This window comes from Pseudarthrobacter sp. HLT1-3 (genome assembly GCF_059383535.1).
The window spans coordinates 122,287-144,712 of record NZ_JBWZCJ010000009.1; the positions used below are offsets into that span (position 1 = coordinate 122,287).

20 protein-coding genes are annotated in these 22,426 nt (G+C 67.8%); 15 read left to right on the top strand and 5 right to left on the bottom strand.

What is annotated here, in order from left to right:
• Window positions 1-21: 21 nt before the first annotated feature.
• Window positions 22-534: a ribosomal protein S18-alanine N-acetyltransferase gene (gene rimI, locus AC50X9_RS10140; protein ID WP_494893174.1), complete on the top strand. Its 513-nt coding sequence runs from the start codon at window positions 22-24 to the stop codon at window positions 532-534.
• Window positions 531-1,628, top strand: a complete 1,098-nt coding sequence (tsaD, locus tag AC50X9_RS10145; protein ID WP_494893074.1) for a tRNA (adenosine(37)-N6)-threonylcarbamoyltransferase complex transferase subunit TsaD — start codon at window positions 531-533, stop codon at window positions 1,626-1,628. The genes rimI and tsaD overlap by 4 nt, the downstream gene beginning before the upstream one ends.
• Before the next feature lie 67 nt (window positions 1,629-1,695).
• Here tsaD and AC50X9_RS10150 read toward each other — a convergent pair whose 3' ends face one another.
• The gene (locus tag AC50X9_RS10150; protein ID WP_494893076.1) at window positions 1,696-2,847 is read right to left on the bottom strand and encodes a glutamate--cysteine ligase; all 1,152 of its coding nucleotides are present in this window, start codon (window positions 2,845-2,847) and stop codon (window positions 1,696-1,698) included.
• Window positions 2,848-3,035: 188 nt separating this feature from the next.
• Between AC50X9_RS10150 and AC50X9_RS10155 the strand changes: the two genes are divergently transcribed.
• Window positions 3,036-3,875 (top strand): shikimate 5-dehydrogenase, encoded by an 840-nt coding sequence (locus AC50X9_RS10155; RefSeq protein WP_494893078.1) that lies wholly within the window; start codon window positions 3,036-3,038, stop codon window positions 3,873-3,875.
• A 25-nt stretch (window positions 3,876-3,900) separates the two neighbouring features.
• On the opposite strand, the gene AC50X9_RS10160 is transcribed toward AC50X9_RS10155, so the two are convergent.
• On the bottom strand, window positions 3,901-5,145 hold the full coding sequence (locus tag AC50X9_RS10160; protein ID WP_494893080.1) for a THUMP-like domain-containing protein: 1,245 nt from the start codon (window positions 5,143-5,145) through the stop codon (window positions 3,901-3,903).
• 57 nt (window positions 5,146-5,202) lie between these two features.
• On the opposite strand from AC50X9_RS10160, the gene AC50X9_RS10165 reads away from it, so the two are divergent.
• The 4 genes from AC50X9_RS10165 (at window position 5,203) to AC50X9_RS10180 (ending at window position 9,544) form a co-directional block, all read left to right on the top strand.
• Window positions 5,203-5,667, top strand: coding sequence for a hypothetical protein (locus AC50X9_RS10165; RefSeq protein ID WP_494893082.1), 465 nt, complete (start codon window positions 5,203-5,205; stop codon window positions 5,665-5,667).
• Between the two features lie 219 nt (window positions 5,668-5,886).
• Window positions 5,887-6,183 carry a co-chaperone GroES gene (groES, locus tag AC50X9_RS10170; RefSeq protein ID WP_024367421.1) on the top strand — a complete coding sequence of 99 codons (297 nt, stop codon included), beginning with the start codon at window positions 5,887-5,889 and terminating at the stop codon, window positions 6,181-6,183.
• Window positions 6,184-6,260: 77 nt separating this feature from the next.
• Entirely contained in the window at window positions 6,261-7,871 is a 1,611-nt protein-coding gene (gene groL, locus AC50X9_RS10175) for a chaperonin GroEL (RefSeq protein WP_494893085.1), read from the top strand.
• A 149-nt stretch (window positions 7,872-8,020) separates the two neighbouring features.
• A complete protein-coding gene (locus tag AC50X9_RS10180; protein ID WP_494893176.1) occupies window positions 8,021-9,544 on the top strand; it encodes an ATP-dependent DNA ligase in 1,524 nt (507 codons plus the stop codon).
• Between the two features lie 6 nt (window positions 9,545-9,550).
• On the opposite strand, the gene AC50X9_RS10185 is transcribed toward AC50X9_RS10180, so the two are convergent.
• Window positions 9,551-10,519, bottom strand: coding sequence for a DUF389 domain-containing protein (locus AC50X9_RS10185; RefSeq protein ID WP_494893087.1), 969 nt, complete (start codon window positions 10,517-10,519; stop codon window positions 9,551-9,553).
• A gap of 241 nt (window positions 10,520-10,760) precedes the next feature.
• Window positions 10,761-10,922 (bottom strand): hypothetical protein, encoded by a 162-nt coding sequence (locus AC50X9_RS10190; RefSeq protein WP_494893089.1) that lies wholly within the window; start codon window positions 10,920-10,922, stop codon window positions 10,761-10,763.
• 185 nt (window positions 10,923-11,107) lie between these two features.
• On the opposite strand from AC50X9_RS10190, the gene guaB reads away from it, so the two are divergent.
• A complete protein-coding gene (guaB, locus tag AC50X9_RS10195; protein WP_494893094.1) occupies window positions 11,108-12,619 on the top strand; it encodes an IMP dehydrogenase in 1,512 nt (503 codons plus the stop codon).
• A gap of 138 nt (window positions 12,620-12,757) precedes the next feature.
• Entirely contained in the window at window positions 12,758-14,590 is a 1,833-nt protein-coding gene (locus AC50X9_RS10200) for an ABC transporter ATP-binding protein (protein WP_494893098.1), read from the top strand.
• Window positions 14,591-14,610: 20 nt separating this feature from the next.
• On the opposite strand, the gene AC50X9_RS10205 is transcribed toward AC50X9_RS10200, so the two are convergent.
• A complete protein-coding gene (locus AC50X9_RS10205; protein ID WP_494893100.1) occupies window positions 14,611-15,231 on the bottom strand; it encodes a hypothetical protein in 621 nt (206 codons plus the stop codon).
• Window positions 15,232-15,374: 143 nt separating this feature from the next.
• On the opposite strand from AC50X9_RS10205, the gene AC50X9_RS10210 reads away from it, so the two are divergent.
• The 6 genes from AC50X9_RS10210 (at window position 15,375) to guaA (ending at window position 22,239) form a co-directional block, all read left to right on the top strand.
• Entirely contained in the window at window positions 15,375-16,511 is a 1,137-nt protein-coding gene (locus AC50X9_RS10210) for a GuaB3 family IMP dehydrogenase-related protein (protein ID WP_494893102.1), read from the top strand.
• 73 nt (window positions 16,512-16,584) lie between these two features.
• A complete protein-coding gene (locus AC50X9_RS10215) occupies window positions 16,585-18,336 on the top strand; it encodes a glycerol-3-phosphate dehydrogenase/oxidase (RefSeq protein WP_494893104.1) in 1,752 nt (583 codons plus the stop codon).
• Window positions 18,337-18,405: 69 nt separating this feature from the next.
• Window positions 18,406-18,894, top strand: a complete 489-nt coding sequence (locus AC50X9_RS10220) for a PTS sugar transporter subunit IIA (RefSeq protein ID WP_494893106.1) — start codon at window positions 18,406-18,408, stop codon at window positions 18,892-18,894.
• A gap of 132 nt (window positions 18,895-19,026) precedes the next feature.
• On the top strand, window positions 19,027-19,905 hold the full coding sequence (locus AC50X9_RS10225; RefSeq protein WP_494893108.1) for an SURF1 family protein: 879 nt from the start codon (window positions 19,027-19,029) through the stop codon (window positions 19,903-19,905).
• On the top strand, window positions 19,902-20,411 hold the full coding sequence (locus AC50X9_RS10230; protein WP_494893110.1) for a DUF3817 domain-containing protein: 510 nt from the start codon (window positions 19,902-19,904) through the stop codon (window positions 20,409-20,411). Before AC50X9_RS10225 ends, AC50X9_RS10230 begins: the two co-directional genes overlap by 4 nt.
• Before the next feature lie 238 nt (window positions 20,412-20,649).
• A complete protein-coding gene (guaA, locus tag AC50X9_RS10235) occupies window positions 20,650-22,239 on the top strand; it encodes a glutamine-hydrolyzing GMP synthase (protein WP_494893112.1) in 1,590 nt (529 codons plus the stop codon).
• The last annotated feature ends 187 nt before the right edge of the window (window positions 22,240-22,426 follow it).

Here is a 22,426-nt window from a genome sequence, read left to right on the forward strand (position 1 = left end):
GCAGGCGTGATCCTGCGGGAGATGACCCCGGCTGACATCCCCGCCGTGCACGAGCTGGAGCGCAGGCTGTTCCCGGTGGACGCCTGGCCGCTGCAGATGTTCGTCGATGAGCTGGCGCAGGTGGAAACCCGGCGCTACCTCGTGGCCGAGAGTGCCGGAAGAATCGTGGGCTACGCGGGGCTGATGTGCATCGAGCCGATCTCGGATGTCCAGACCATCGCCGTCGTCCCGGAGCAGGAAGGCCAGGGGATCGGTTCGGCGCTGCTCACCGAGCTCATCCGGGAGAGCCGGCGGCGCCGGGCCGAGGACGTGCTCCTGGAGGTCCGGGCCGACAACCCCCGTGCCCAGCAGCTCTACCTCCGCTACGGCTTCGAACAGATCCACGTCCGGCCCCGCTACTACCGCGACGGCGTCGACGCGCTAATCATGCGGCTGCAGCTCGGCGCGGTCCGGCCCGGCACCGGCCAGCCAGGCACGGTCCAGCCCGGCACTGCCCAGCCCGAGACCATGCCCAGGGAAGCAGACCGCCCATGAACAGCTCCCAGCCCAACGGACCGCTGGTCCTCGGCATCGAATCCTCCTGCGACGAAACCGGCGTCGGGATTGTCCGCGGGACGCAGCTGCTGACCAACACCGTGGCCTCCTCGATGGAGGAGCATGTCCGCTTCGGCGGGGTGATTCCCGAGATCGCTTCCCGCGCCCACCTGGACGCCTTCGTGCCGACCCTCCGCGAGGCGCTGGCCGAGGCCGGGGTGACCCTGGACGAGATCGACGCGATCGCCGTCACCTCCGGTCCCGGACTGGCCGGAGCCCTGATGGTGGGGGTCTGTGCGGCCAAGGCGCTCGCCGTGGCCACGGGAAAACCGCTCTACGCCATCAACCACCTCGTTGCGCACGTCGGCGTCGGGCTGCTCCGGACGGACGACGGCGGCCCGCAGGCCCCGGCCCTGCCGGACAACCTGGGGGCCCTGCTGGTCTCCGGCGGGCACACCGAAATCCTGCGGATCCGGAACATCACCGGGGACGTTGAGCTGCTTGGCACCACGATTGACGACGCCGCCGGCGAGGCCTACGACAAGGTGGCGCGGCTGCTGGGCCTGGGCTACCCGGGCGGCCCGGCCATCGACAAGCTGGCACGCACCGGAAACGCCAAGGCCATCCGCTTCCCGCGCGGCCTCAGCCAGCCCAAGTACATGGGGACCGTGGAGGAACCCGGCCCGCACCGCTACGACTGGTCGTTCAGCGGACTCAAGACCGCCGTCGCGCGCTGCGTGGAGCAATTCGAGGCCCGCGGCGAGCCGGTTCCCGTGGCGGACATTGCCGCGGCCTTCCAGGAGGCCGTGGTCGACATCATCACCTCCAAGGCGGTGCTGGCGTGCCGGGAGAACGGCATTACCGACCTGCTGCTGGGCGGCGGTGTGGCGGCCAATACCCGGCTGCGCCAGCTCACCGAACAGCGCTGCAGCGCCGCCGGAATCCGGCTGACCGTCCCGCCACTGGCCCTCTGCACGGACAACGGCGCCATGGTCGCGGCGCTCGGCGCCCAGCTGGTGATGGCCGGAATCGCGCCGAGCGGCATCGCGTTCGCCCCGGATTCCTCGATGCCGGTCACTACCGTCTCGGCCTGAGGCGGGTCCGCGCGACGGGCTCCGGCTCCAAACTCCGGGCCCTACCTCCGGGCCTGAGCTCCCAGGCCTAGGCTTCGGGGCCCTTGCGCATCTGCTGGACCAGATCCAGTACGACGGCGCGCAGGTCGCCACCGTGCTCTGCCGCGACACGTCGCTGCCGCTGGTAGCCGGCGCCGCGCTCAATGATCTTCAGGACGTCGGCCAGTTCCGCTGTGCAGCCCAGCTTCACGGCCACCGGTTCGAGCCGTGCGACCGTCTCGCGGATGTGGTCGGTGACGAGCTGCTCGTTGCCGGCGGCGTCGAGGATGATGATGGCGTCCAGGCCGTAGCGGGCGGCCCGCCATTTGTTCTCCTGCACATGCCAGGGCGGCATGGTGGGGATGGTGCCGCCGTTGTCCAGGGTGGTGGAGAACTCGTCGACGAGGCACTGCGTCAGGGCGGCAATGGCGCCGACTTCCTCGAGCGACGCCAGACCGTCGCAGATGCGCATCTCGATGGTACCGAAATGCGGGACCGGCCGGATGTCCCAGCGGATTTCCGAGAGCGAGTCGATCACGCCGGTGGTGAACATGTCCTGGGCATAGGACTCGAAGTCCTCCCAGCTGGCGAACTGGAAGGGCAGCCCGGCGGTGGGCAGCTGCTGGAACATCAGGGCCCGCTGCGAGGCGTAGCCGGTGTCCTCGCCACCCCAGAACGGGCTGGACGCGGAGAGCGCCTGGAACTGCGGGAAGTAGTTCACCAGACCGTCCAGGACGGGGAGGACCTTGTCCCGGCTGTCCAGGCCAACATGCACGTGGACACCGTAGATCACCATCTGGCGGCCCCACCACTGGGTGCGGTCAATGAGCTTGGCGTAGCGCTCCTTGTCCGTCACCGGCTGAAGCTGCGGCGGGCTGAAGGGGTGGGAACCGGCACAGAAGATCTCGACGCCCATCGGATCGGTGACGTCCCGGACGGCGGCCAGGGAACTGCTCAGGTCCGCCTTGGCCTCGGCCACGGTGTTGCAGATTCCGGTGACCAGCTCCACCGTGTTCAGCAGCAGCTCCTGCTTGATGTGCGGGTGCTCGTCGTCCTCGTTCAGTTCGGGATGCCTCGCGGCCACTCCCCGGAGGACTTCCTTGGCCACCGAGGCCAGCTCACCGGTTTCCCCGTCCACCAGGGCAAGTTCCCATTCCACACCAAGAGTTGATTGCCTGGATGAAGCGAAATCAATCTTCATGTGGTCCCTTCAATATTTTATTGCCATCCGTTTGCATCCCCTGCCCGGCAACGTCATCGGCGGAAAGGCCGGACAATTGGCGAGGCAACGGTGGCTCAAGTCTAGTGCAGGGGCGGCGCGGTGCCGTTGGCCGGGTGGCCCCGGAATGGTGACAGTGTTCACAGAACCGGACTGGCGTTTAATGGAGTGTGCCCATCCTAAATAAAGACATGACGCTCTGCATCTCGCTCTCGGCCCGGCCGAGCAACAACGGGACGCGCTTCCACAACCACCTGTATGAGCAGCTCGGCCTGAACTGGATCTACAAGGCCTTCGCCCCCACGGATCTCGCGCAGGCGATCGCCGGCGTGCGCGGCCTCGGCATCCGGGGCTGCGCCGTGTCGATGCCGTACAAGGAGGACGTCATTGCGCTAGTGGATGTGATGGACCCGTCCGCGAAAGCGATCGACTCGGTCAACACAATCGTGAACGACGGCGGAACGCTCACCGCCTACAACACCGACTACACGGCGATCGAGCAGCTGCTGCAGCGCAACGCCGTGCCCGCTTCGTATTCGGTGCTGTTGAAGGGCGCCGGCGGCATGGCGAAGGCCACCGCCGCGGCTCTGCGCGACGCCGGATTCCGGAACGTCACCGTGATCGCGCGCAACGAGCAGGCCGGACGGGCCCTCGCCGGGCTCTACGGCTTCGCCTGGCGCGCCGACGTCGATCCGTCCGGTGCCGGGCGGGCCGACCTGATCATCAACGTGACCCCTGTTGGTATGGCAGGCAGTATGGCGGGAGACCCCGACGCCGAGGCCCTGTCCTTCCCGCCGGAGGCGATTGACGCCGCGAAGGTCGTGTTCGACGTCGTCGCGCTGCCGGCCGAGACGCCGCTGGTCAAGGCCGCCCGGGCGGCCGGCAAGACCGTGATTACCGGCGCCGAGGTGGCGACCATCCAGGCGCTGGAGCAGTTCGTGCTGTACACCGGGATCCGGCCCAGTGATGAGCAGGTCCGGGCCGCCGAGGAGTTCATGCGGGCCCAATAGCCGCCGGGAATCCGGCAACGCAGCCCTATACCGGCTGCACCGAAATGGCCACCCGCTCCTCGCCTATCCTGGTGAGGACCAGGGTGGCCGTCTTCTTCCCCCGGCTCTTGCCGCCCCCCTTGTGCCCGGCGGTCTTCCCTCCGGGGAGGAGCTCTTTGCGCAGTTCCTCCGGAGTGACCGAGGTGCCGCGCTTCTTGATGTCCAGCACCCCGATGCCCTGGACCTTGACCCAGGCCTTGAGCGCCTTGACGTTGTACGGCATCACCTCCAGGACCTTATAGGCCCGCGCAAAGGGGGTGTCCTGAAGTTCCGGGGCGCAGATGTAGGCGATGTGCTCGTCCACGAGGTGCCCGCCCAGCTGGAGGGCGACGTCGGCCACCAGCCCGGCGCGGATGACGGCGCCGTCGGGCTCGTAGAGGTAACCCTCCACCGGGCCCACCGGGGCGACCGGGCCGCCGTCGAAATCCTCGGCGCTGGTCAGTTCCGCAGCACCCGCGGGGCCGAGCAGGAGGGCCGCGCGCCGGATCCCCGGACGCCGGACCGCGTTAAACCACAGCGCCACTTCGGTGACGTCCCCGCCGACCGAAACCCACTGCGCTTCGCAGCCTTTGGGCACCGAATCGTGCGGCATGCCGGGGCCCATTTTCACGCCCACCGCCATCCCGGCTCCGGCCAGGGATTCGGCGAAGGACAGCGGCGGGGAGAAGTCCTCCGGATCCCAGAGCCGCTTGGTGCCCGAAGTGGAGGTGGTCCGTCGCGCCGGGTCGAGCCAGACGCCGTCGATCCCGTCGAGCGCAAACTCCGTCGCATCGGAATGGACCACGGTCGCGTTCCGGAACGGGATCAGGTTCATCGTGGCGCAGGCTGCCGTCGTCTCATCCATTTCCACGGCCGCGACCTGGAGGTCCAGCGAGGCGAACGCCATGGCGTCGGCGCCGAGGCCGCAGCCAAGATCCGCGACGTGCTGCACACCGGCTTCGGCGAAGCGCTGCGCGTGCCGGGCCGCAACGGTGAGCCGGGTGGCCTGCTCCAGACCCGCCTGGGTGAAAATCATCTGCCGGGCGAACTCGCCGAACTTGGCCTCGGCCCTGGTCCGCAGCCGCGACTGGGTGAGCACCGCGGAAACGAGCTCGGGGGAGTGGCCGGCCTTGCGGAGGGACCCATTGAGTCGGAACGCCTCGTCCTCCCGGTACGGCCCGAGCGACGCCAGCAGCTCCCAGCCCTCCGGGTTGAGAAGCGGGGCGATCTGGTCCTGCGGTGCGTCAGCCATGCAATCAAGCCTAGTTCAGGGCCGGGTTCACTCCGTGCGCCCGATAGGGTTGACGGCATGGATCAAAGCGGCACGGCAAGCAGCGGCACGGACGGAAACCACCGGCAGGACCACCCCGGACAGCAGGGCGACACCTCCCGGCAGGACGCCGCCCCGCAGGACGCCGACGGCGGCGCTCCCGCCCGGCAGGGACTCTACCGCTACGCCCGGCCGGCGCTCATCGCCGGCGGCGTGATCGCCGTCGTCTGCGTGGCCCTGCTGGTAATCATCTTCCTGCTGGACTCCTTTAACGCCACCGTCTATTCGGTGGGCGGCACGTCCGTCAGTGACGCGACCGACGAGGCGAAGGCCATCCGCGAGAACTACGCCGGTGCCCGCACGGGCGGCATCATCTTCCTGGTCCTCGGAATGGTCCTGGCCGCCGCGGGAGCCCTGGTGCTGTACCGGCACCGGAACGAGACCGGCTCCGACGACAGGGATGAGGGTGAGGACGTCGACTTCGAGGACCTCGGCGGACGCTAGTCCCTGGACGGCCCAGCGTTCACCGGGAACGTAATTCTGGCACTCGCCTTGACCGAGTGCTAACTCCTTACATAGAGTCGTCATTAGCACTCTCCCTAGGAGGGTGCTAACACCTGAAGCTTTATCAGCCAGGCTGCTGCCGGCACCGCGACGACGGTCTGTATGCCTTGGCCCCACAGCTTTAATGTCCACGAATTTGCTGACGAAAAGGAGAGGTCATTGTCGGTCTCTATTAAGCCTCTTGAGGATCGTATTGTTGTCCGCCCGCTCGAAGCCGAGCAGACCACGGCTTCCGGCCTGGTTATCCCGGACTCCGCGCAGGAAAAGCCGCAGGAAGGCGAAGTTGTTGCAGTAGGCCCCGGCCGCTTTGACGACAACGGCAACCGCGTCCCGATCGACGTCACCGTCGGCGACGTTGTTATCTACTCCAAGTACGGCGGAACTGAAGTCAAGACCGGCGGCACCGAGTACCTCGTGCTCTCCGCCCGCGACGTCCTGGCGATCGTCGTAAAGTAACTCTCTTGGACCCCGCGCCGCCGATCCTTCTTTGACGGGTCAGTTGCGCGGGGTTCTGTCTTTGAAAGGACAAAACCATGGCAAAGCAGCTTGCGTTTAACGACGCTGCCCGCCGGTCGCTTGAAGCCGGCATCGATAAGCTCGCCAACACGGTCAAGGTCACGCTCGGCCCGCGCGGCCGCAACGTCGTGCTGGACAAGAAGTGGGGCGCCCCCACGATCACCAACGATGGTGTCACCATCGCCCGTGAAGTCGAACTGGACGACCCGTACGAGAACCTTGGCGCGCAGCTTGCCAAGGAGGTCGCCACCAAGACCAACGACGTGGCCGGCGACGGCACCACCACCGCCACCGTGCTGGCTCAGGCCCTGGTCAAGGAAGGCCTCCGCAACGTTGCGGCCGGCGCCGCCCCGGGCCAGATCAAGCGCGGCATCGAGGTCTCGGTTGAGGCCATCGCCGCCCGCCTGCTCGAAAACGCACGCCCCGTCGAAGGCGACCAGGTCGCCAACGTCGCTGCAATCTCCGCGCAGAGCGACGAGATCGGCGAGCTCCTGGCCGAGGCATTCGGCAAGGTCGGCAAGGATGGTGTGATCACCATCGAGGAATCCTCCACCACGCAGACCGAGCTGGTCCTCACCGAGGGCATGCAGTTCGACAAGGGCTACCTGTCCCCGTACTTCGTCACCGACGCGGAACGCCAGGAAGCAGTCCTCGAAGACGCCCTGATCCTGATCAACCAGGGCAAGATCTCGTCCGTCCAGGACTTCCTGCCGCTGCTGGAAAAGGCGCTGCAGAGCTCCAAACCGCTCTTCATCATCGCTGAAGACGTCGACGGCGAGGCACTCTCCACGCTGATCGTCAACCGCATCCGGGGCACCCTGAACGTTGTGGCCGTCAAGGCTCCGGGCTTCGGTGACCGCCGCAAGGCCATGCTGCAGGACATCGCTACCCTCACGGGCGCACAGGTTGTCTCGCCGGAACTGGGCCTCAGCCTGGACACGGTCGGCCTCGAGGTGTTGGGCACCGCCCGGCGCATCACCGTCACCAAGGACAACACGACCATCGTTGACGGTGCCGGTTCGGCAGAAGACGTCGCAGCCCGAGTCTCCCAGCTGCGCGCCGAGCTGACCCGCACCGACTCCGACTGGGACAAGGAAAAGCTGCAGGAACGCCTGGCCAAGCTGGCCGGCGGCATCGGCGTGATCAAGGTCGGCGCAGCCACCGAGGTCGAGCTGAAGGAAAAGAAGCACCGCATCGAGGACGCAGTGTCCTCGACCCGCGCTGCCCTTGAAGAGGGCATCGTCGCCGGCGGCGGCGCCGCCCTCATCCACGCCCTCAAGGCGCTGGACGAGGACCCCGCCGTCCAGGCCCTCGAAGGTGACGCGGCTGCTGCCGTCGGCATCGTCCGCCGGGCACTGACCCAGCCGCTGCGCTGGATCGCCCAGAACGCCGGCTTCGACGGCTACGTCGTCGTCGCGAAGGTGGCCGAATCCGCCAACAACCAGGGCTTCAACGCCAAGACCGGCGAATACGAAGACCTGATTGCTGCCGGCGTCATCGACCCCGTGAAGGTGACGCGTGCGGCCCTCCGCAACGCGGCTTCCATCGCGGCACTGGTACTCACCACGGAAACCCTCGTGGTCGAGAAGCCGGCCAACGAAGACGAGCACGCAGGCCACAGCCACTAGGCTGCAGCCCACACAGGGAACCTGTGAACAGGAAACCGGTCCAGCGTCCGCTGGGCCGGTTTTTTGTTCCCATGGGTTCCCCCGGTGGGCCGAATGGTTTCCCGCCCAATCGCACTGACCGGCGTCGAGGGGCGTGGCAGACTGGTGCCATGCTGCTGGACGAGCTCGTGATAACCAGTGATGCCGTCGCCTCGACCCGCTCCCGGCTCGCCAAGGTCGCTGCACTGGCCGACCTGCTGCGCCGGCTGGAGCCCGCGGACATCGCGGCGACCGTCGGCCTGCTCATCGCCAGGCCGCGGCAGGGCCGGGTCGGGGTCGGCTGGCGCGGCATGACAGAGGCCATGGGGGCGCCGGCCGCCGAGCCGAGTCTTACCGTCGCCGACGTCGACGCCGCGCTGGAGCGGCTCCTCGTCACGGGCGGGGCCGGATCGGCGTCGGAGCGCGCCGCCACCCTGCGGTTGCTGACCGCCGCAGCCACCGAGCGCGAGCAGGCCTTCATCGCCGGCGTGCTGCTCGGTGAACTGCGTACCGGTGCCCTGGAGGGGGTGCTGACGGATGCCATAGCCCGCGCCGCCGGCCGTCCCGTCGACGCCGTACGCCGCGCGGCCATGCTCTCCGGCGATCTCGGCGAGACCGCCCTGCTGGCCCTCACGGGGACGGCGGACCAGCTTGACGCCGTCGGCCTCGTCGTCGGCCGTCCCGTGCACCCCATGCTCGCCGCAACCGCGGCCAGCCCCAGCGCGGCGCTGGAGGTCACGGGGACGGCTTCGGTGGAATACAAGCTCGACGGGGCGCGCATCCAGGTGCATCGCACCGGCGACGAGGTCCGCATCTATACCCGCACCCTGGTCGAGGTAACCCGCCGGCTGCCCGAGGTGGTGGAAATGGTCCGCCGGCTGCCGGTGCGTGATGTGATCCTCGACGGCGAGACCCTCGCCCTCGACGAGGACGGCGGCCCGCGACCGTTCCAGGAGACCATGGCGCGGTTCGGGGCGGACGCGGCGCGCGCCACCGTGCTGCACCCGTGGTTCTTCGACGTTCTCCACATCGACGGGCGCGACCTCCTCGACGAGCCGCTGTCAGCGCGCATCGAGGTGCTCGAACGCATCGCCCCTGAGCACCGGATCCCCGGGGAGATCACGGCGGACGCGACCGTCGCTGAGAGAGTGTCCCGCGATGCGCTCGCCTCGGGCCATGAGGGTGTGGTTGTGAAGGCGGTCGGATCGGCCTACGCGGCCGGTCGGCGTGGTTCCAACTGGATCAAGGTGAAGCCGGTACTCACCTACGACCTGGTGGTGCTCGCCTGCGAGTGGGGGTCCGGGCGGCGCACCGGCCTGCTGTCGAACCTGCACCTGGGAGCCGTCGATCCGACCGGGGAGTTCGGCGAACCGGGCGGCTACGTGATGGTGGGGAAGACCTTCAAAGGCCTCACCGACGCCCTGCTGCGCTGGCAGACGGGAAAGTTCCAGGAACTCGAGGTGCGGCGCACCGCGGGCACCGTCTGGGTGGAACCAGTCACCGTGGTTGAGATCGCGATCGACGGTGTGCAGCGTTCCCCGCGCTACCCGGGCGGAGTCGCGCTGCGGTTCGCACGCGTCAAGCGCTACCGCGACGACAAGACGGCGGCGGAGGCCGACACCATTCAGACTCTGCGCGGGCTGCTGCGCTCCTAGCCCCGGTCAGCCGCGGCTTCGTCGTAGCTGCCGCCTGAGCCGACGGGCAGTCTCTTCGGGCAACCGCTTGGTGACCAGCCGGTAGAAGATCAGCACGGCAACCGCGGCAGCCACGATGCCCGCCAGGTTCAGTCCCAGCTGCAGGGCCGAGCCGGCCGCCTTCTGGTACTCGCCCAGAACCAGTGCCACCGCCACAAACCCTGCAGCCGGGACCGTCGTCACCGAGATGAAGACGCCGATCAGCGCGGCGGACCGCCGGCTGATCACGGACAGCATCCCCGCGGTCCCGGCCAGCACGGCCACAATCAGCGAATAGGGTCCCGGGTGATAAATGAACTCGACCGCGGATCCGCCGTCGAGCACGTCAGCGGGAAAAAGTCCCAGCGGCACGGACAGCCATGCCGTGAACGCTGCCGCCAGCATGGCCACGGGGAAACCGATGCAGAGCGCCAGGGCCGCTCGGCGTCCCAGCTGCCACTGCCGCCGCACCAGCGACACGGCCAGGGCCGCGAGCGGGCCGAACTCCGGTCCCACGGCCATGGCCCCGACAATGGCGATGGTCGAATCCGTGACAATCCCGATGGCCGCCAGCTGGGTCGCGAGAATCAGGAAAACCAGATAGCTCCACGTGAGCCGCGAGTCCTCGCCGGTCTGCCGGGACACCTCCTCCCAGATCACCGCGTCCGCTCCTTCGCCGGGGGCCTCTGCGGTGGCCTTGTCCGCCCGGTCGGAAAGCACCAGCTCCGGCATCGAGACCGAGATCGACCCCTGCTGCTGGACATTCAGGGCCTGGAGTTTCTCCACCAGACCCTCCACTGACTCCCGCGCCAGCAGGACGTCGATGATGTCCCCCGGCGGCAGGACGGCAGCACCGGGCTGGCGGGAAACCTCGGCGACGCCAAGCTCGCCGCGGCAGCACTCAACCACGGCGGCGGACAATTCGTCCGGGACACAAATGCGCAGCTGTGCGATCACGAGCGGGCCTCCTCTGGCTCGTTACAGGGTAACGCCCTGGACGCTCAGCCCACGTCCCGGAGGTGGCCTTGGATCCATGCCAGCAGCCACTGCTTCAGGTCCCCGGCGTTCCATTCCGCGGCGCTGACCAGCAGCACCTCGCGGTCCTCCCGGACAGCGGCGGCGACACCGGGCTGGGCCGACCAGGGCAGGCGGGGCGGCTGAGCCAGGATCCGGGCTCCGATCCACCGCCACAGCGGGATCAGGGAAGCCGTGTGCCGGCGAGCATCGAGTCCGGGTCGAGCCCGCCGGCGGCGAGCTCGGCCCGCAGACGTTGCAGCGCCGCGGGGCGTTCGACGAGGTACTCCTGGAGGGCTGCGGCCGCCTGGCGCTTGGTCATCCACCGGTAGCTGATGTCCTTCATGGGGCGTACTCTATGTCACCGGGCTGGTGCCGTTGCTCACATTGGCGCCCCGGAATATGGGGATGGCCGCCAAGGTTCTACTATTTATTCAACACTTCTGCACAGGCCATGCCCGTAATGACGGGCTGGTCATCTGCTGCAACCCCTACCCGTGACACCCATAAACCAAGGTAAGAGGCGCACTCATGACCCAGCCCGAACACGATCCCTTCGGCTTCATCGGACTGACGTACGACGACGTCCTGCTGCTGCCGGGGCACACGAATGTTATCCCCTCCGAGGCCGACACGTCCTCCCGGATCTCCAAGCGCATCACGGTCCAGACGCCGCTGCTCTCCGCCGCGATGGACACGGTCACCGAGTCGCGGATGGCGATCGCCATGGCCCGCCAGGGCGGCCTCGGCGTCGTGCACCGCAACCTCGCCATCGCCGACCAGGCGGACCAGGTGGACCGGGTCAAGCGCAGCGAATCCGGGATGATCACCAACCCGCTGACGATCGGCCCCGAAGCCACACTGGCCGAGCTGGCCGAAATCTGCTCCCACTACCGGGTCTCCGGCCTGCCCGTCGTGGACGAGGGCATGCGGCTGCTGGGCATTGTGACGAACCGCGACACGCGCTTCGTGCCGGAAGCGGATTTCCCGATCCGCCTGGTCAGCGACGTCATGACCAAGATGCCCCTGGTCACGGGACACGTCGGGATCAGCCGTGACGAAGCGGCGCACAAGCTGGCGACCAACAAGATCGAGAAGCTTCCGCTCGTCGACGACCAGGGCCGGCTCAAGGGCCTCATCACCACCAAGGACTTCACCAAGGCCGAGCAGTACCCGCTGGCCACCAAGGACGATGAGGGCCGGCTGCGCGTCGGCGCGGCCATCGGGTTCTTCGGTGACGGCTGGGAGCGCGCCATGACCCTGGTCGACGCCGGCGTCGACGCCCTCTTCGTGGACACCGCCAACGGCCACTCGCAGGGTGTCCTGGACATGATCCGCCGGCTTAAGTCGGATCCGGCGGCGGCGCACGTGGACATCATCGGCGGCCAAGCCGCCACCCGCGAAGGCGCCCAGGCGCTGATCGACGCCGGTGCCGACGGCATCAAGGTCGGCGTGGGTCCCGGGTCGATCTGCACCACGCGTGTGGTCGCCGGCGTCGGCGTCCCGCAGATCACCGCCATTTACGAGTCGGCCAAGGCCGCCATCCCGGCCGGCGTGCCGCTGATCGCCGACGGCGGGCTGCAGTACTCGGGCGACATCGGCAAAGCCCTGGTTGCCGGCGCGGACACCGTGATGCTCGGCTCCCTGCTCGCCGGCTGCGACGAGTCACCGGGTGACCTGATCTTCGTCAACGGCAAGCAGTTCAAGCTCTACCGCGGCATGGGCTCCCTCGGGGCCATGCAGACCCGCGGCCAGAACACGTCCTACTCCAAGGACCGCTACTTCCAGGCTGATGTCTCCGGCGATGACAAGCTCATCCCGGAGGGCATTGAGGGCCGGGTGGCCTACCGCGGCCCGCTCGCGTCGGTCGCTTACCAGCTGGTCGGCGGCCTCCGCCAGACCATGTTCTACACCGGCGCGCCCACCGTGCCGGAACTGAAGGCTCGCGGGAAGTTCGTCCGGATCACGGCGGCCGGGCTGAAGGAGTCCCACCCGCATGACATCCAGATGACGGTGGAGGCGCCGAACTACGGTTCGCGCTAACCGCTAACCGCTAACCGCTTCAGCAACGCATTCAGGCCTCGGGGAACCCTCCCCGTGGCCTGAGTGCGTCCGGGCCCTCCAGACCCCGGCGTCCGGGCCCCCCGCCCCGTCGGGAGTTCCGCAAACTAGGCTGGAGTCATGTCCGAACTCCTGCCCGCACGTGCGCCGAAGCGCAAATTGGCGTGGCGGCCTTACGCCCGCGCCGTGGCGCAGGTGCTGAGGGTCAGTTTCCGGGCCTCGCCCGCCGCCGTCGTGATGAAAGTTGCGGGCTCGCTGATCTCCGCGCTGCTGCCGCTGGTCACCACCTACTTCGCCGCCCTGACCACCACGGCGCTCGCGGCCGCCTACGCCGGGGACGCCGCGGCCGGGCAACAGGCGGTGGTCTACGTCATCATCACGGCCGCGCTGGGGCTGTTCTGGGGCGCCTTCAGCAGCGTGGACCGGTACATCCAGCAGCTGATGAGCTTCAAGGTCGGCGCGATCGTCGGCGACCAGATGTACGAGCGGTTCCTTGCCCTGGAATTCTGGCGCTACGACGACAAGGAAACGGTGGACCTCTACGACCGGGCCAAGCGCTTCTCCGATTCCTACGCCCGGGTCCTGGACCGGATCGCCGCCATCTTCACCCAGCTGGTCTCGGTGATCCTCGCGATCGGGGCGCTGCTGCTGGTCAGCTGGTGGATCGCGGTGATCGTCCTCGTGGCGATCGTGCCCAGCGTCTACCTGCAGTTCAAGCTCTCCCGCGAGCAGATCGCGCACTGGAACACCCAGATCGATTCACGCCGGCAGCGGCGGATGATCGAAACCAACCTCCTGCGGCCCCAGCACATCGCCGAGATGCGCCTCTACGGGATCGTCGGCTACCTGATGGACCTGCGGTCGCGGCTGCGCGACGCGGATGAACGAAGAAGGCTGGATTTCCAGAAGCGGTACATCCCCAAACAGCTCGCCGCGGACGCCCTGCAGTACGGGGCGGAGGTCGTGTCGCTGATCTGGGTGGTCGGGCAGATCATCGCCCGGGCGCAGCCGGTGGGACAGTTCCTCTACGTCCAGCAGATCGTCAGCCGCGCGCTGTCCACCGCCAACAGCCTCGTCTCCTCGCTCAGCTCGATCGACGAGGACCTCGCGAACCTCAAGGACTACGAGCTTTTTATGGCCATGCCGGTGCACTCCGACCACGCCCCGCCGCTGCTGCAGGCGCCCCGGACCGTGGAGCTGCGCGACATCCGATTCACCTACACGGGCAGCGAACTGGAGGTCATCAAGGGCATTTCGATGACCATCCGCGAGGGCCAGCACATCGCGATCGTGGGCGAGAACGGCGCCGGGAAGTCCACCCTGATCCGGATCCTCGCCGGGCTCTACCGCCCGGACTCCGGTCAGGTGCTGCTCGACGGCGTCGACCTCGCCGCCGTTGCCGTGAAGTCCTGGCACCGCCACCTGGCAGTGCTCAGCCAGGAATTCCTGAAGTACGAGTTCGCCACCGCTGCGGAGAACATCTTCTTCGGCGACGTCGATGCACCGCGCGACGACGCACGGATCCGCCGCGCCGCGGCCGACGCCGAAGCCCTCGAATTCATCAACAAGCTGCCCAACGGCCTGGACAATCACGTCAGCAACTGGATGGAGGATCCGCGCGGGCGGAAGGGGAGCGGGCTGTCCGGCGGGCAGTGGCAGCGGCTCGCGATGGCACGGAACTTCTACCGGGACGCCTCGTTCATGGTGATGGACGAGCCGACCTCGGCGATCGACGCCCTCGCTGAGCACCGGATCTTCACCCGCCTCTTCGCCGACCGCAGCAGCACGATCATCGCGATCAGCCACCGCCTCGCCACGATCGAGAAGGCAGATATCGTCTACATGCTCGAGGACGGGCGGATCGTGGAGCAGGGCACCCACAAGGAGCTGGTGGCACTGCGCGGCCGCTACTTCCGGATGTTCGAGTCCCAGCTCGTCGTGGACGAGGCCTAGGGAGCCTGAGGGTTTCCGGTCTACCCTCCGCTGCCGCCGGATTGAACCACAGTGGTGCGGACGCGCGTCAGGCTGGGCTCCGGGGGAACGCTGCTGAAGCCAAAGGTGACGGCGGGCCGGATGGCGGCCAGGGACCCGGCGTCGGCGCCGTCCCAGCCGACGCTCGCCGAGTCAATGCGGTGCACATCCGTCACGCCGTAGTACTCCTGCCGCCCGCCCTTCGCGGTACCCGCGGTGCGGGCACCGGGGCTGAACCGGGCCGCGAGCGGGCTGATGGCCCGCAGCCACTGCGGATGCACCGCCACCGGCCGGGGGACAAGCCGTATTATGCTGCCCAGGCGGGTCCGGACGCCGACGGCGGCCCGGATCCGGAGCGGGCCTGCGTCCACCCTGAGCTGGTACCCGCCGTGCGACGCGGCGACGTCGACCACCCGGGTTTCGTCGAAGTTGTAGACCGCAGCGATGAATTCGGCGACCTCGGCGGTCGGGGCGAGCAGGATCCGGTGGCCGGAGGGTAACTCCACCATGGCGTCGGCGAAGGACCCGAAAGGGGAGTGCTGCCAGAGGCCCACTACCGCGCGCAGCCCGGATTCCGTCCCGATCCCGGCGATGTGCCCATCGAAGACCCAGCGTTTACCCATGCCGCCAGCGTACCGGCCGTGCGGTCGGGACGTGTGCCCGCGGCGCCCACCCCGGCGCCTGCGCAGTCTCGCTGGGCCGGACGGGACGAGTGCCCGCCGCGGGCCATCGGCGGCGCGTGCGTTCACTGGGATAACCTAGAGCAGTGACTTACGAGATTGAGATTGGCCGTGGCAAGCGTGGGCGTCGTGCCTACTCCCTGGATGACATTGCGATCGTCCCCAACCGACGTACCCGTGACCCCAAGGATGTGTCGGTCGCCTGGCAGATCGATGCCTACAAGTTCGACATGCCGGTCATCGCGGCGCCGATGGATTCGGCCATGTCGCCGGAAACAGTCATCGCCCTGGGCCGTCTTGGCGGCCTGGGTGTCCTCGACCTCGAAGGCCTCTGGACCCGATATGAGGATCCGCAGGCCGTACTGGACCAGATTGGCGCACTCCAGGACGAGACCAACAGCCCCGCCGTCACCCGGCGTATGCAGGAGCTTTACCAGGCCCCCATCCAGCCTGAGCTGATCACCACCCGGCTCGCGGAGATCCGCGCCGCGGGCGTCACTGTTGCCGGTTCGCTCACCCCGCAGCGGACCCAGGAGCACTACAAGACCGTGGTGGCCGCCGGCGTCGACATCTTCGTGATCCGCGGCACCACCGTCTCGGCCGAGCATGTCTCCAAGGACCACGAGCCGCTGAACCTCAAGCAGTTCATCTACGAACTCGACGTCCCGGTGATCGTCGGCGGAGCCGCCGGCTACACCCCGGCCCTGCACCTCATGCGCACCGGCGCCGCCGGCGTGCTCGTCGGCTTCGGCGGCGGTGCCACGAGCACCACCCGCCGCGCCCTCGGCATCCACTCGCCCATGGCCTCCGCCATCTCCGACGTCGCAGCGGCCCGCCGCGACTACATGGATGAGTCCGGCGGGCGGTACGTCCATGTGATTGCCGACGGCGGCATGGGATCCTCCGGCGACATCGTCAAGGCCATCGCCATGGGCGCCGACGCCGTCATGCTCGGCAGTGCCCTGGCCCGCGCCACCGAGGCCCCGGGCAAGGGCTGGCACTGGGGCCAGGAAGCCCACCACCTTGAACTTCCCCGCGGTGACAGGGTCAATGTCGGCACCGTCGGAGCCCTCGAGGAGGTCCTCTTCGGGCCGGGTCACCACACCAACGGAACGTCCAACCTGATCGGTGCGCTGCGCCGTTCAATGGCGACCACCGGCTACTCGGACCTGAAGGAATTCCAGCGCGTCGACGTCGTCGTCTCGCCGTACGCCGGGAACTGACGCCCCCTGCCCATCCGGGGCTCTTGGAAGTAGTGTGGTGCACTACGAGCTGTGATCCGGATGGAGGCGTGACATGAACAGATTTCCCGGCGGTTCTTCCAAGGCCGGCGGTGCCCTGGGGCCCGCGGAACGTGAAGCGTCAATTGCGGTGCTCAGGGGCACCGCGGAACCGGGCAAGGAACTGGACATCCTCATTGTCGGCGGAGGGATCGTCGGCACCGGAACCGCCCTGGACGCAGTCACGCGCGGCCTGAGCGTCGGAATCGTCGAGGCCAATGACTGGGCCGCAGGCACCTCCTCCCGCTCCTCGAAGCTCATCCACGGCGGCCTCCGCTACCTGGAGATGCTCGACTTTGCCCTGGTCAAGGAGGCGCTGCACGAACGCGGGCTGATCCTCTCGGCGCTCGCCCCGCATCTGGCCCGGCCGGTTCCCTTCCTATACCCGCTGACCAAGCCCTTCTTCGAGCGGCCCTACGTCGGCGCCGGCATCGCCCTGTACGACGCCATGTCCATCTCAACCGGACAGCGCCGGGGCGTGCCGTTCCATAAGCACCTGAGCCGGCGGGGGACGCTTCGGGCCGCGCCGAGCCTCAAAGACGACGCCTTCGTCGGTTCCATCCGGTACTACGACGGCCAGGTCGACGACGCCAAGTACACCGCCAATCTGGTCCGCACCGCGGCCCACTACGGGGCCCATGCGGTGAACCAGATGTCCGTCGTCGACTTCCTGCGGGAGGGCGAACGCGTGGTGGGCGCCAAAGTGGTCAACCACGAGGATGGTGCCACTTTCAAGATCAGAGCCAAACAGGTCATCAACGCCACCGGGGTCTGGACCGACGAAACCCAGGCGATGGTCACCGACCGCGGCCAGCTGAAGGTCCGCGCCTCCAAGGGCATCCACCTCGTGGTCCCGCGGGACCGGTTCCAGTCGACCGTTGGGCTGATCTTGCGGACCGAGAAATCCGTCCTGTTTGTTATCCCCTGGGGCCGGCACTGGATCATCGGCACCACCGACACCGACTGGCATCTCGACAAGGCCCACCCGGCCGCGTCGAGCAAGGACATCGATTACCTGCTTGAGCACGTGAACAAGGTCCTGAAGCGCCCGCTCACCCGTGAGGACGTCGAAGGGGTCTACGCCGGGCTGCGCCCGTTGCTGGCCGGCGAAAACGACTCCACGGCCAAACTGTCCCGCGAACACATCGTGGCCCACCCGGTCCCCGGACTCGTTGTGGTGGCCGGCGGCAAATGGACCACCTACCGGGTGATGGCCAAGGACGCCGTCGACGAGGCGACCCGGAGCATGGACGAACGCGTGCCGCCCAGCTGCACGGAGTCCATTCCGCTGCTGGGCGCCAGCGGATTCAAGGCCGCGTGGAACAGGCGGAACCGGATGGCCGAGGAGACCGGCGTCCACGTGGCGCGGATTGAGCACCTGCTCAACCGCTACGGATCCATGGCCCCCGAGGTGCTGGCTCTCATCACCGAGAATCCGGAACTGGGTGAACCGCTGCCCGGCGCGGACGACTACCTTGCCGCCGAAGCCGTTTACGCCGCCACGCACGAGGGCGCCCGGCATGTCCAGGACGTGCTGACCCGCCGGACCCGGATTTCCATCGAGGCCTGGGACCGCGGTGTGTCCGCCGCACCGGTAGTCGCTAAACTGATGGGAGATGTCCTCGGCTGGAGCGATGCGCAGCGCGAGGGCGAAATCAAGCACTACCTGGCCCGGGTCGACGCAGAACGGCTCAGCCAGGAGCAGCCGGACGACGAATCCGCTGATGCTGCACGTTTGGGCGTCGAGGACATCGTTCCGCTGCGTTGACGGGAGCGTCCGCCGGCAGCCTCACCCCGAGCCTGCCGGCGCACTGACGCCACTTCGAAGGGATGACTCTTGGCGGAACCACTGGACCGGTATGACGCCGAGCTCACCACCCCCGAAATGGTGATCCTTGAGATGGACGCCGCCGACAAGGTCGACGCTGCCACCCAATTGGCGGAACGGATGCACGCCGCCGGGCGCATTTCGGATCTTGAAGGATTCCTCAAGCACGTCAACGCCCGCGAACACCAGCTGGCCACCGGTCTGCCGGGCGGCATCGGGTTGCCCCATGCCCGCAGCGAGTTCGTCTCCCGAACCTCGATCGCCGTCGGCGTCACGAAATACGGCAGGGCGCTGGACTTCGGCGCGGCCGACGGGCCCGCGACGGTGGTCCTCCTGATCGCAACCCCGGCCAGCTCCTTCTCCGAGCACCTTGAAGTGCTGGCGACCCTTGCCCGGTCCCTGTCCAAGGAATCGTTCCGCGAGTCCCTCCGCCGGGCCTACGACGCCGAAGTGATTGCGGAACTCATCAACTCCAGCCTGGTCTTCTTCGACCATTAAGGATCGGGGCAGGCTCTTTCGTGTCGACGCCGTTGACATGCAGGGACCCCGCGGCCCCGCAGGGACCTGCTGCCCACTCGGGTCCCGGAAGCCGTTTCGTTGTTCTACACGCTGACGAAGTACGGTTAAGGGGTGCTGAAAACTGCCCTCAAACCCCGCTGGATCGCAGGACTGGTGTTCGCGATCGTCGTTTCCGGGGTGTTTGTGCTGCTCAGCCAGTGGCAGTTCGGCCGCTCGACGCAGCCCGAGGTCACGGTCGCCACCACCACCGAGGAACCCAAACCCCTGGTCACGGTGCTCCGGCCCGGGGAGTTCTTCCCAGGTTCGATCGCCGACCAGGTCGTCACCGCCACCGGCAGCTACGACCCGCAGAAACAGGTCTTGGTGCCTGGCCGTCTGAACGACGGCGCCATGGGCTACTGGATCGTTTCGGCCCTGGCCCTCAATGACGCCCCCGTCCTGACCGGAGCCGCCGCGTCGCCGCAGACCTGGATCCCGGTTGCCCGCGGCTGGGTCACTGACCCCGCGGACGCTTCCGCCCCGCCGTCGGGCACCATTGAACTGACCGGACGGCTGCTGCCCTCCGAAGCGCCGCTGCCGGACACCGACGCCGGTCCCGGACGGGCCAGCGCCGTGTCCGTGGCGGAACTCATCAACGTCTGGGAAATCAGCAGCTACCCCGGCTTCGTCGCCGCCAGCTCCGAACTGGCCGGCGGCACGGATGTCAGCGCCGCCGCGTCCGGCGGGAAGATCAAGGCCCTGGACATCGGGCCGCAGCCCCCTGCCGAGAAGGTCAACTGGTTGAACCTCTTCTACGCCGCGGAGTGGGTCGTGTTCGCCGGCTTCGCCTTGTTCATCTGGTGGCGCCTGGTCAAGGACGACTACCGCCGGGGGCTGGAAGATGCCCTGGACGAGGAGCACGACGCCGAGGCGCGGCGACTCCCGGACCCTGACGCCTCCGAACCGCACCCCTCCGAACCGCAAACCTCCGAACCGAAAGTGCAATCATGATCGAGCCCCAGCCGGCTGTCCGGCAGCAGTCCAGCGCAACCGGAAGTGCGCGCGGCAAGAAGCGGCGCTTCGGCGGAACCGAGGCCCAGATCCGGTCGGCGTTGAGGTTCTACAAAGTGCTCGCGTACATGACCGGCGCGATGCTGCTGCTGCTCTGCGCCGAACTGATCGCCCGGTACGCCTTCGGCCAGTACCTCTTCGCCGGCGGAACCAACGCCGTCACTGGTGAAAACTTCGGCCTCGGATTCGCCGACGCCGAGCCGCCGGGGGTCATCGGCGGGGTGAATCTCTCCGTCGCGGTCCTGATTGTGCACGGCTGGATGTACGTGGTGTACCTGATGTCCAACTTCCGCCTGTGGTCGCTGATGCGCTGGCCGTTCGCGAAGATGATCCTCCTGGCCCTTGGCGGCGTGGTGCCGTTCCTGTCGTTCTTCGTGGAGAGGAAGTTCCACGCCGAGGTCGAGGCCGAACTCGCCGCCAACCCGCAGGCCCCGCAGCGCTATTGAGCGCCCACGCAGCGCTGCTGAGCCGGTACCAGGTGCCTGCCTGGCCCGCCGGACGGGCACTCCGTGGGCCGATCAGGGCGCATGCGGACCACCAAAAGGCCCTGATCTGCCCACGAGGCGGGCTGCCGGCCGGCCGACGTCGTTCTCCCGTGTGAGTTCGCTTACCCGGCGGCCGTTTCCGGCCCGGGGCCGGCGTCTCAAGGTGCGGGCAAACGGTGCCGCAAAGTAGGCTAGGACGGTGACTACTCCCACTGCATCCCAGACGTCCCACAGGCCCGTGCTGGTTGTTGACTACGGTGCCCAGTACGCGCAGCTGATTGCCCGCCGCGTCCGGGAAGCGAATGTGTATTCGGAAGTGGTTCCGCATACCTACAGCACCGAACAACTGCTGGCCAAGAACCCCACCGCGATCATTCTCTCCGGCGGGCCCTCCAGCGTCTACGCCGAAGGCGCCCCGAGCGTCGGCGCCGAGCTGTTCGAGGCGGGCGTGCCGGTCTTCGGCATCTGTTACGGCTTCCAGGCCATGGCCAACGCCCTCGGCGGCAAAGTGGCCCAGACCGGACTCCGCGAGTACGGCGCCACCGAGACCACCACCATCGGCGAGGGCCGCTCCATCCTCGACGGCATGCCCCAGCACCAGAGCACCTGGATGAGCCACGGCGACTCGGTGCACGAGGCCCCCGAAGGCTTCGAGGTCCTCGCCACGACCGCCGGAGCCGACGTCGCCGCCTTCGCCAACGAGGAGAAGCGCCTCTACGGCGTGCAGTGGCACCCCGAGGTGAAGCACTCCGCCTACGGCCAGCAGGTCCTGGAGAACTTCCTGTTCAAGGGCGCCGGCCTGGAACCGAACTGGACCGCGGGCAACATCCTCGAGGAGCAGGTCGAGCGGGTCCGCGAACAGATCGGCGATGCCCGGGTCATTTGCGGCCTGTCCGGCGGTGTTGACTCCGCCGTCGCCGCCGCCCTCGTCCAGCGCGCCGTCGGCGACCAGCTGACCTGTGTCTTCGTGGACCATGGACTGCTGCGCGAAGGCGAAGCGGAACAGGTCGAACGTGACTTCGTGGCTGCGACCGGCGTGAAGCTGTATGTCGCCAACGAGCAGGAGCGCTTCCAGACTGCCCTCGCCGGCGTGAGCGACCCGGAGACGAAACGAAAGATCATCGGCCGCGAATTTATCCGCGCCTTCGAGGAAGCGGAGCTGGCGATCATCGCCGAAGCGGCCGCGCACGGGGAAAAAATCAAGTTCCTGGTGCAGGGCACCCTGTACCCGGACGTCGTCGAATCCGGCGGCGGCGAAGGTGCCGCAAACATCAAGAGCCACCACAACGTCGGGGGCCTGCCGGAAGACCTGCAGTTCGAACTCGTTGAACCACTGCGCGCCCTGTTCAAGGACGAGGTCCGCGCTGTCGGCGCCCAGCTCGGCCTGCCGCAGGAAATCGTGGGACGCCAGCCGTTCCCCGGACCGGGCCTCGGGATCCGGATCGTCGGCGAAGTCACCAAGGAGCGGCTGGACCTGCTGCGCAAGGCGGACGCCATCGCGAGGGCGGAACTGACCGCTGCGGGGCTGGACAACGAGGTGTGGCAGATGCCCGTGGTCCTGCTGGCCGATGTCCGCAGCGTCGGCGTCCAGGGCGATGGCCGCACCTACGGCCACCCGATCGTGTTGCGCCCCGTCTCCTCCGAGGACGCCATGACCGCGGACTGGTCGCGGCTGCCTTACGATCTGCTGGCCAAGATCTCCAACCGCATCACCAACGAGGTGGACGGCGTGAACCGCGTGGTGCTGGACGTGACCAGCAAGCCGCCGGGAACCATCGAATGGGAATAGCCCGCTAACGGGCTAGCCAGTGGCCGGTCTCCGCGAGAGACCGGCCACTTTGCGTCTGTCGGGCCATCCCTGCCGGGGAACTGTTCGGCCGCCTGGGCGGGGGGCTTGTGATCCGGTGAATTCGCGTCGAATTTGGGCCCCGCCAGTGTTGCGGACTCTCACCCGCGTCGGATTCGGGCTACCCTCG

Coding starts and splice junctions, on each gene's coding strand:
- AC50X9_RS10200 (WP_494893098.1), top strand. CDS start 12,758: ATGTCCGAACTCCTGCCCGCACGTGCGCCGAAGCGCAAATTGGCGTGG.
- AC50X9_RS10190 (WP_494893089.1), bottom strand. CDS start 10,922: ATGAAGGACATCAGCTACCGGTGGATGACCAAGCGCCAGGCGGCCGCA.
- AC50X9_RS10215 (WP_494893104.1), top strand. CDS start 16,585: ATGAACAGATTTCCCGGCGGTTCTTCCAAGGCCGGCGGTGCCCTGGGG.
- AC50X9_RS10180 (WP_494893176.1), top strand. CDS start 8,021: ATGCTGCTGGACGAGCTCGTGATAACCAGTGATGCCGTCGCCTCGACC.
- AC50X9_RS10150 (WP_494893076.1), bottom strand. CDS start 2,847: ATGAAGATTGATTTCGCTTCATCCAGGCAATCAACTCTTGGTGTGGAA.
- AC50X9_RS10230 (WP_494893110.1), top strand. CDS start 19,902: ATGATCGAGCCCCAGCCGGCTGTCCGGCAGCAGTCCAGCGCAACCGGA.
- AC50X9_RS10160 (WP_494893080.1), bottom strand. CDS start 5,145: ATGGCTGACGCACCGCAGGACCAGATCGCCCCGCTTCTCAACCCGGAG.
- AC50X9_RS10205 (WP_494893100.1), bottom strand. CDS start 15,231: ATGGGTAAACGCTGGGTCTTCGATGGGCACATCGCCGGGATCGGGACG.
- tsaD (WP_494893074.1), top strand. CDS start 531: ATGAACAGCTCCCAGCCCAACGGACCGCTGGTCCTCGGCATCGAATCC.
- rimI (WP_494893174.1), top strand. CDS start 22: ATGACCCCGGCTGACATCCCCGCCGTGCACGAGCTGGAGCGCAGGCTG.
- AC50X9_RS10165 (WP_494893082.1), top strand. CDS start 5,203: ATGGATCAAAGCGGCACGGCAAGCAGCGGCACGGACGGAAACCACCGG.
- guaB (WP_494893094.1), top strand. CDS start 11,108: ATGACCCAGCCCGAACACGATCCCTTCGGCTTCATCGGACTGACGTAC.
- groL (WP_494893085.1), top strand. CDS start 6,261: ATGGCAAAGCAGCTTGCGTTTAACGACGCTGCCCGCCGGTCGCTTGAA.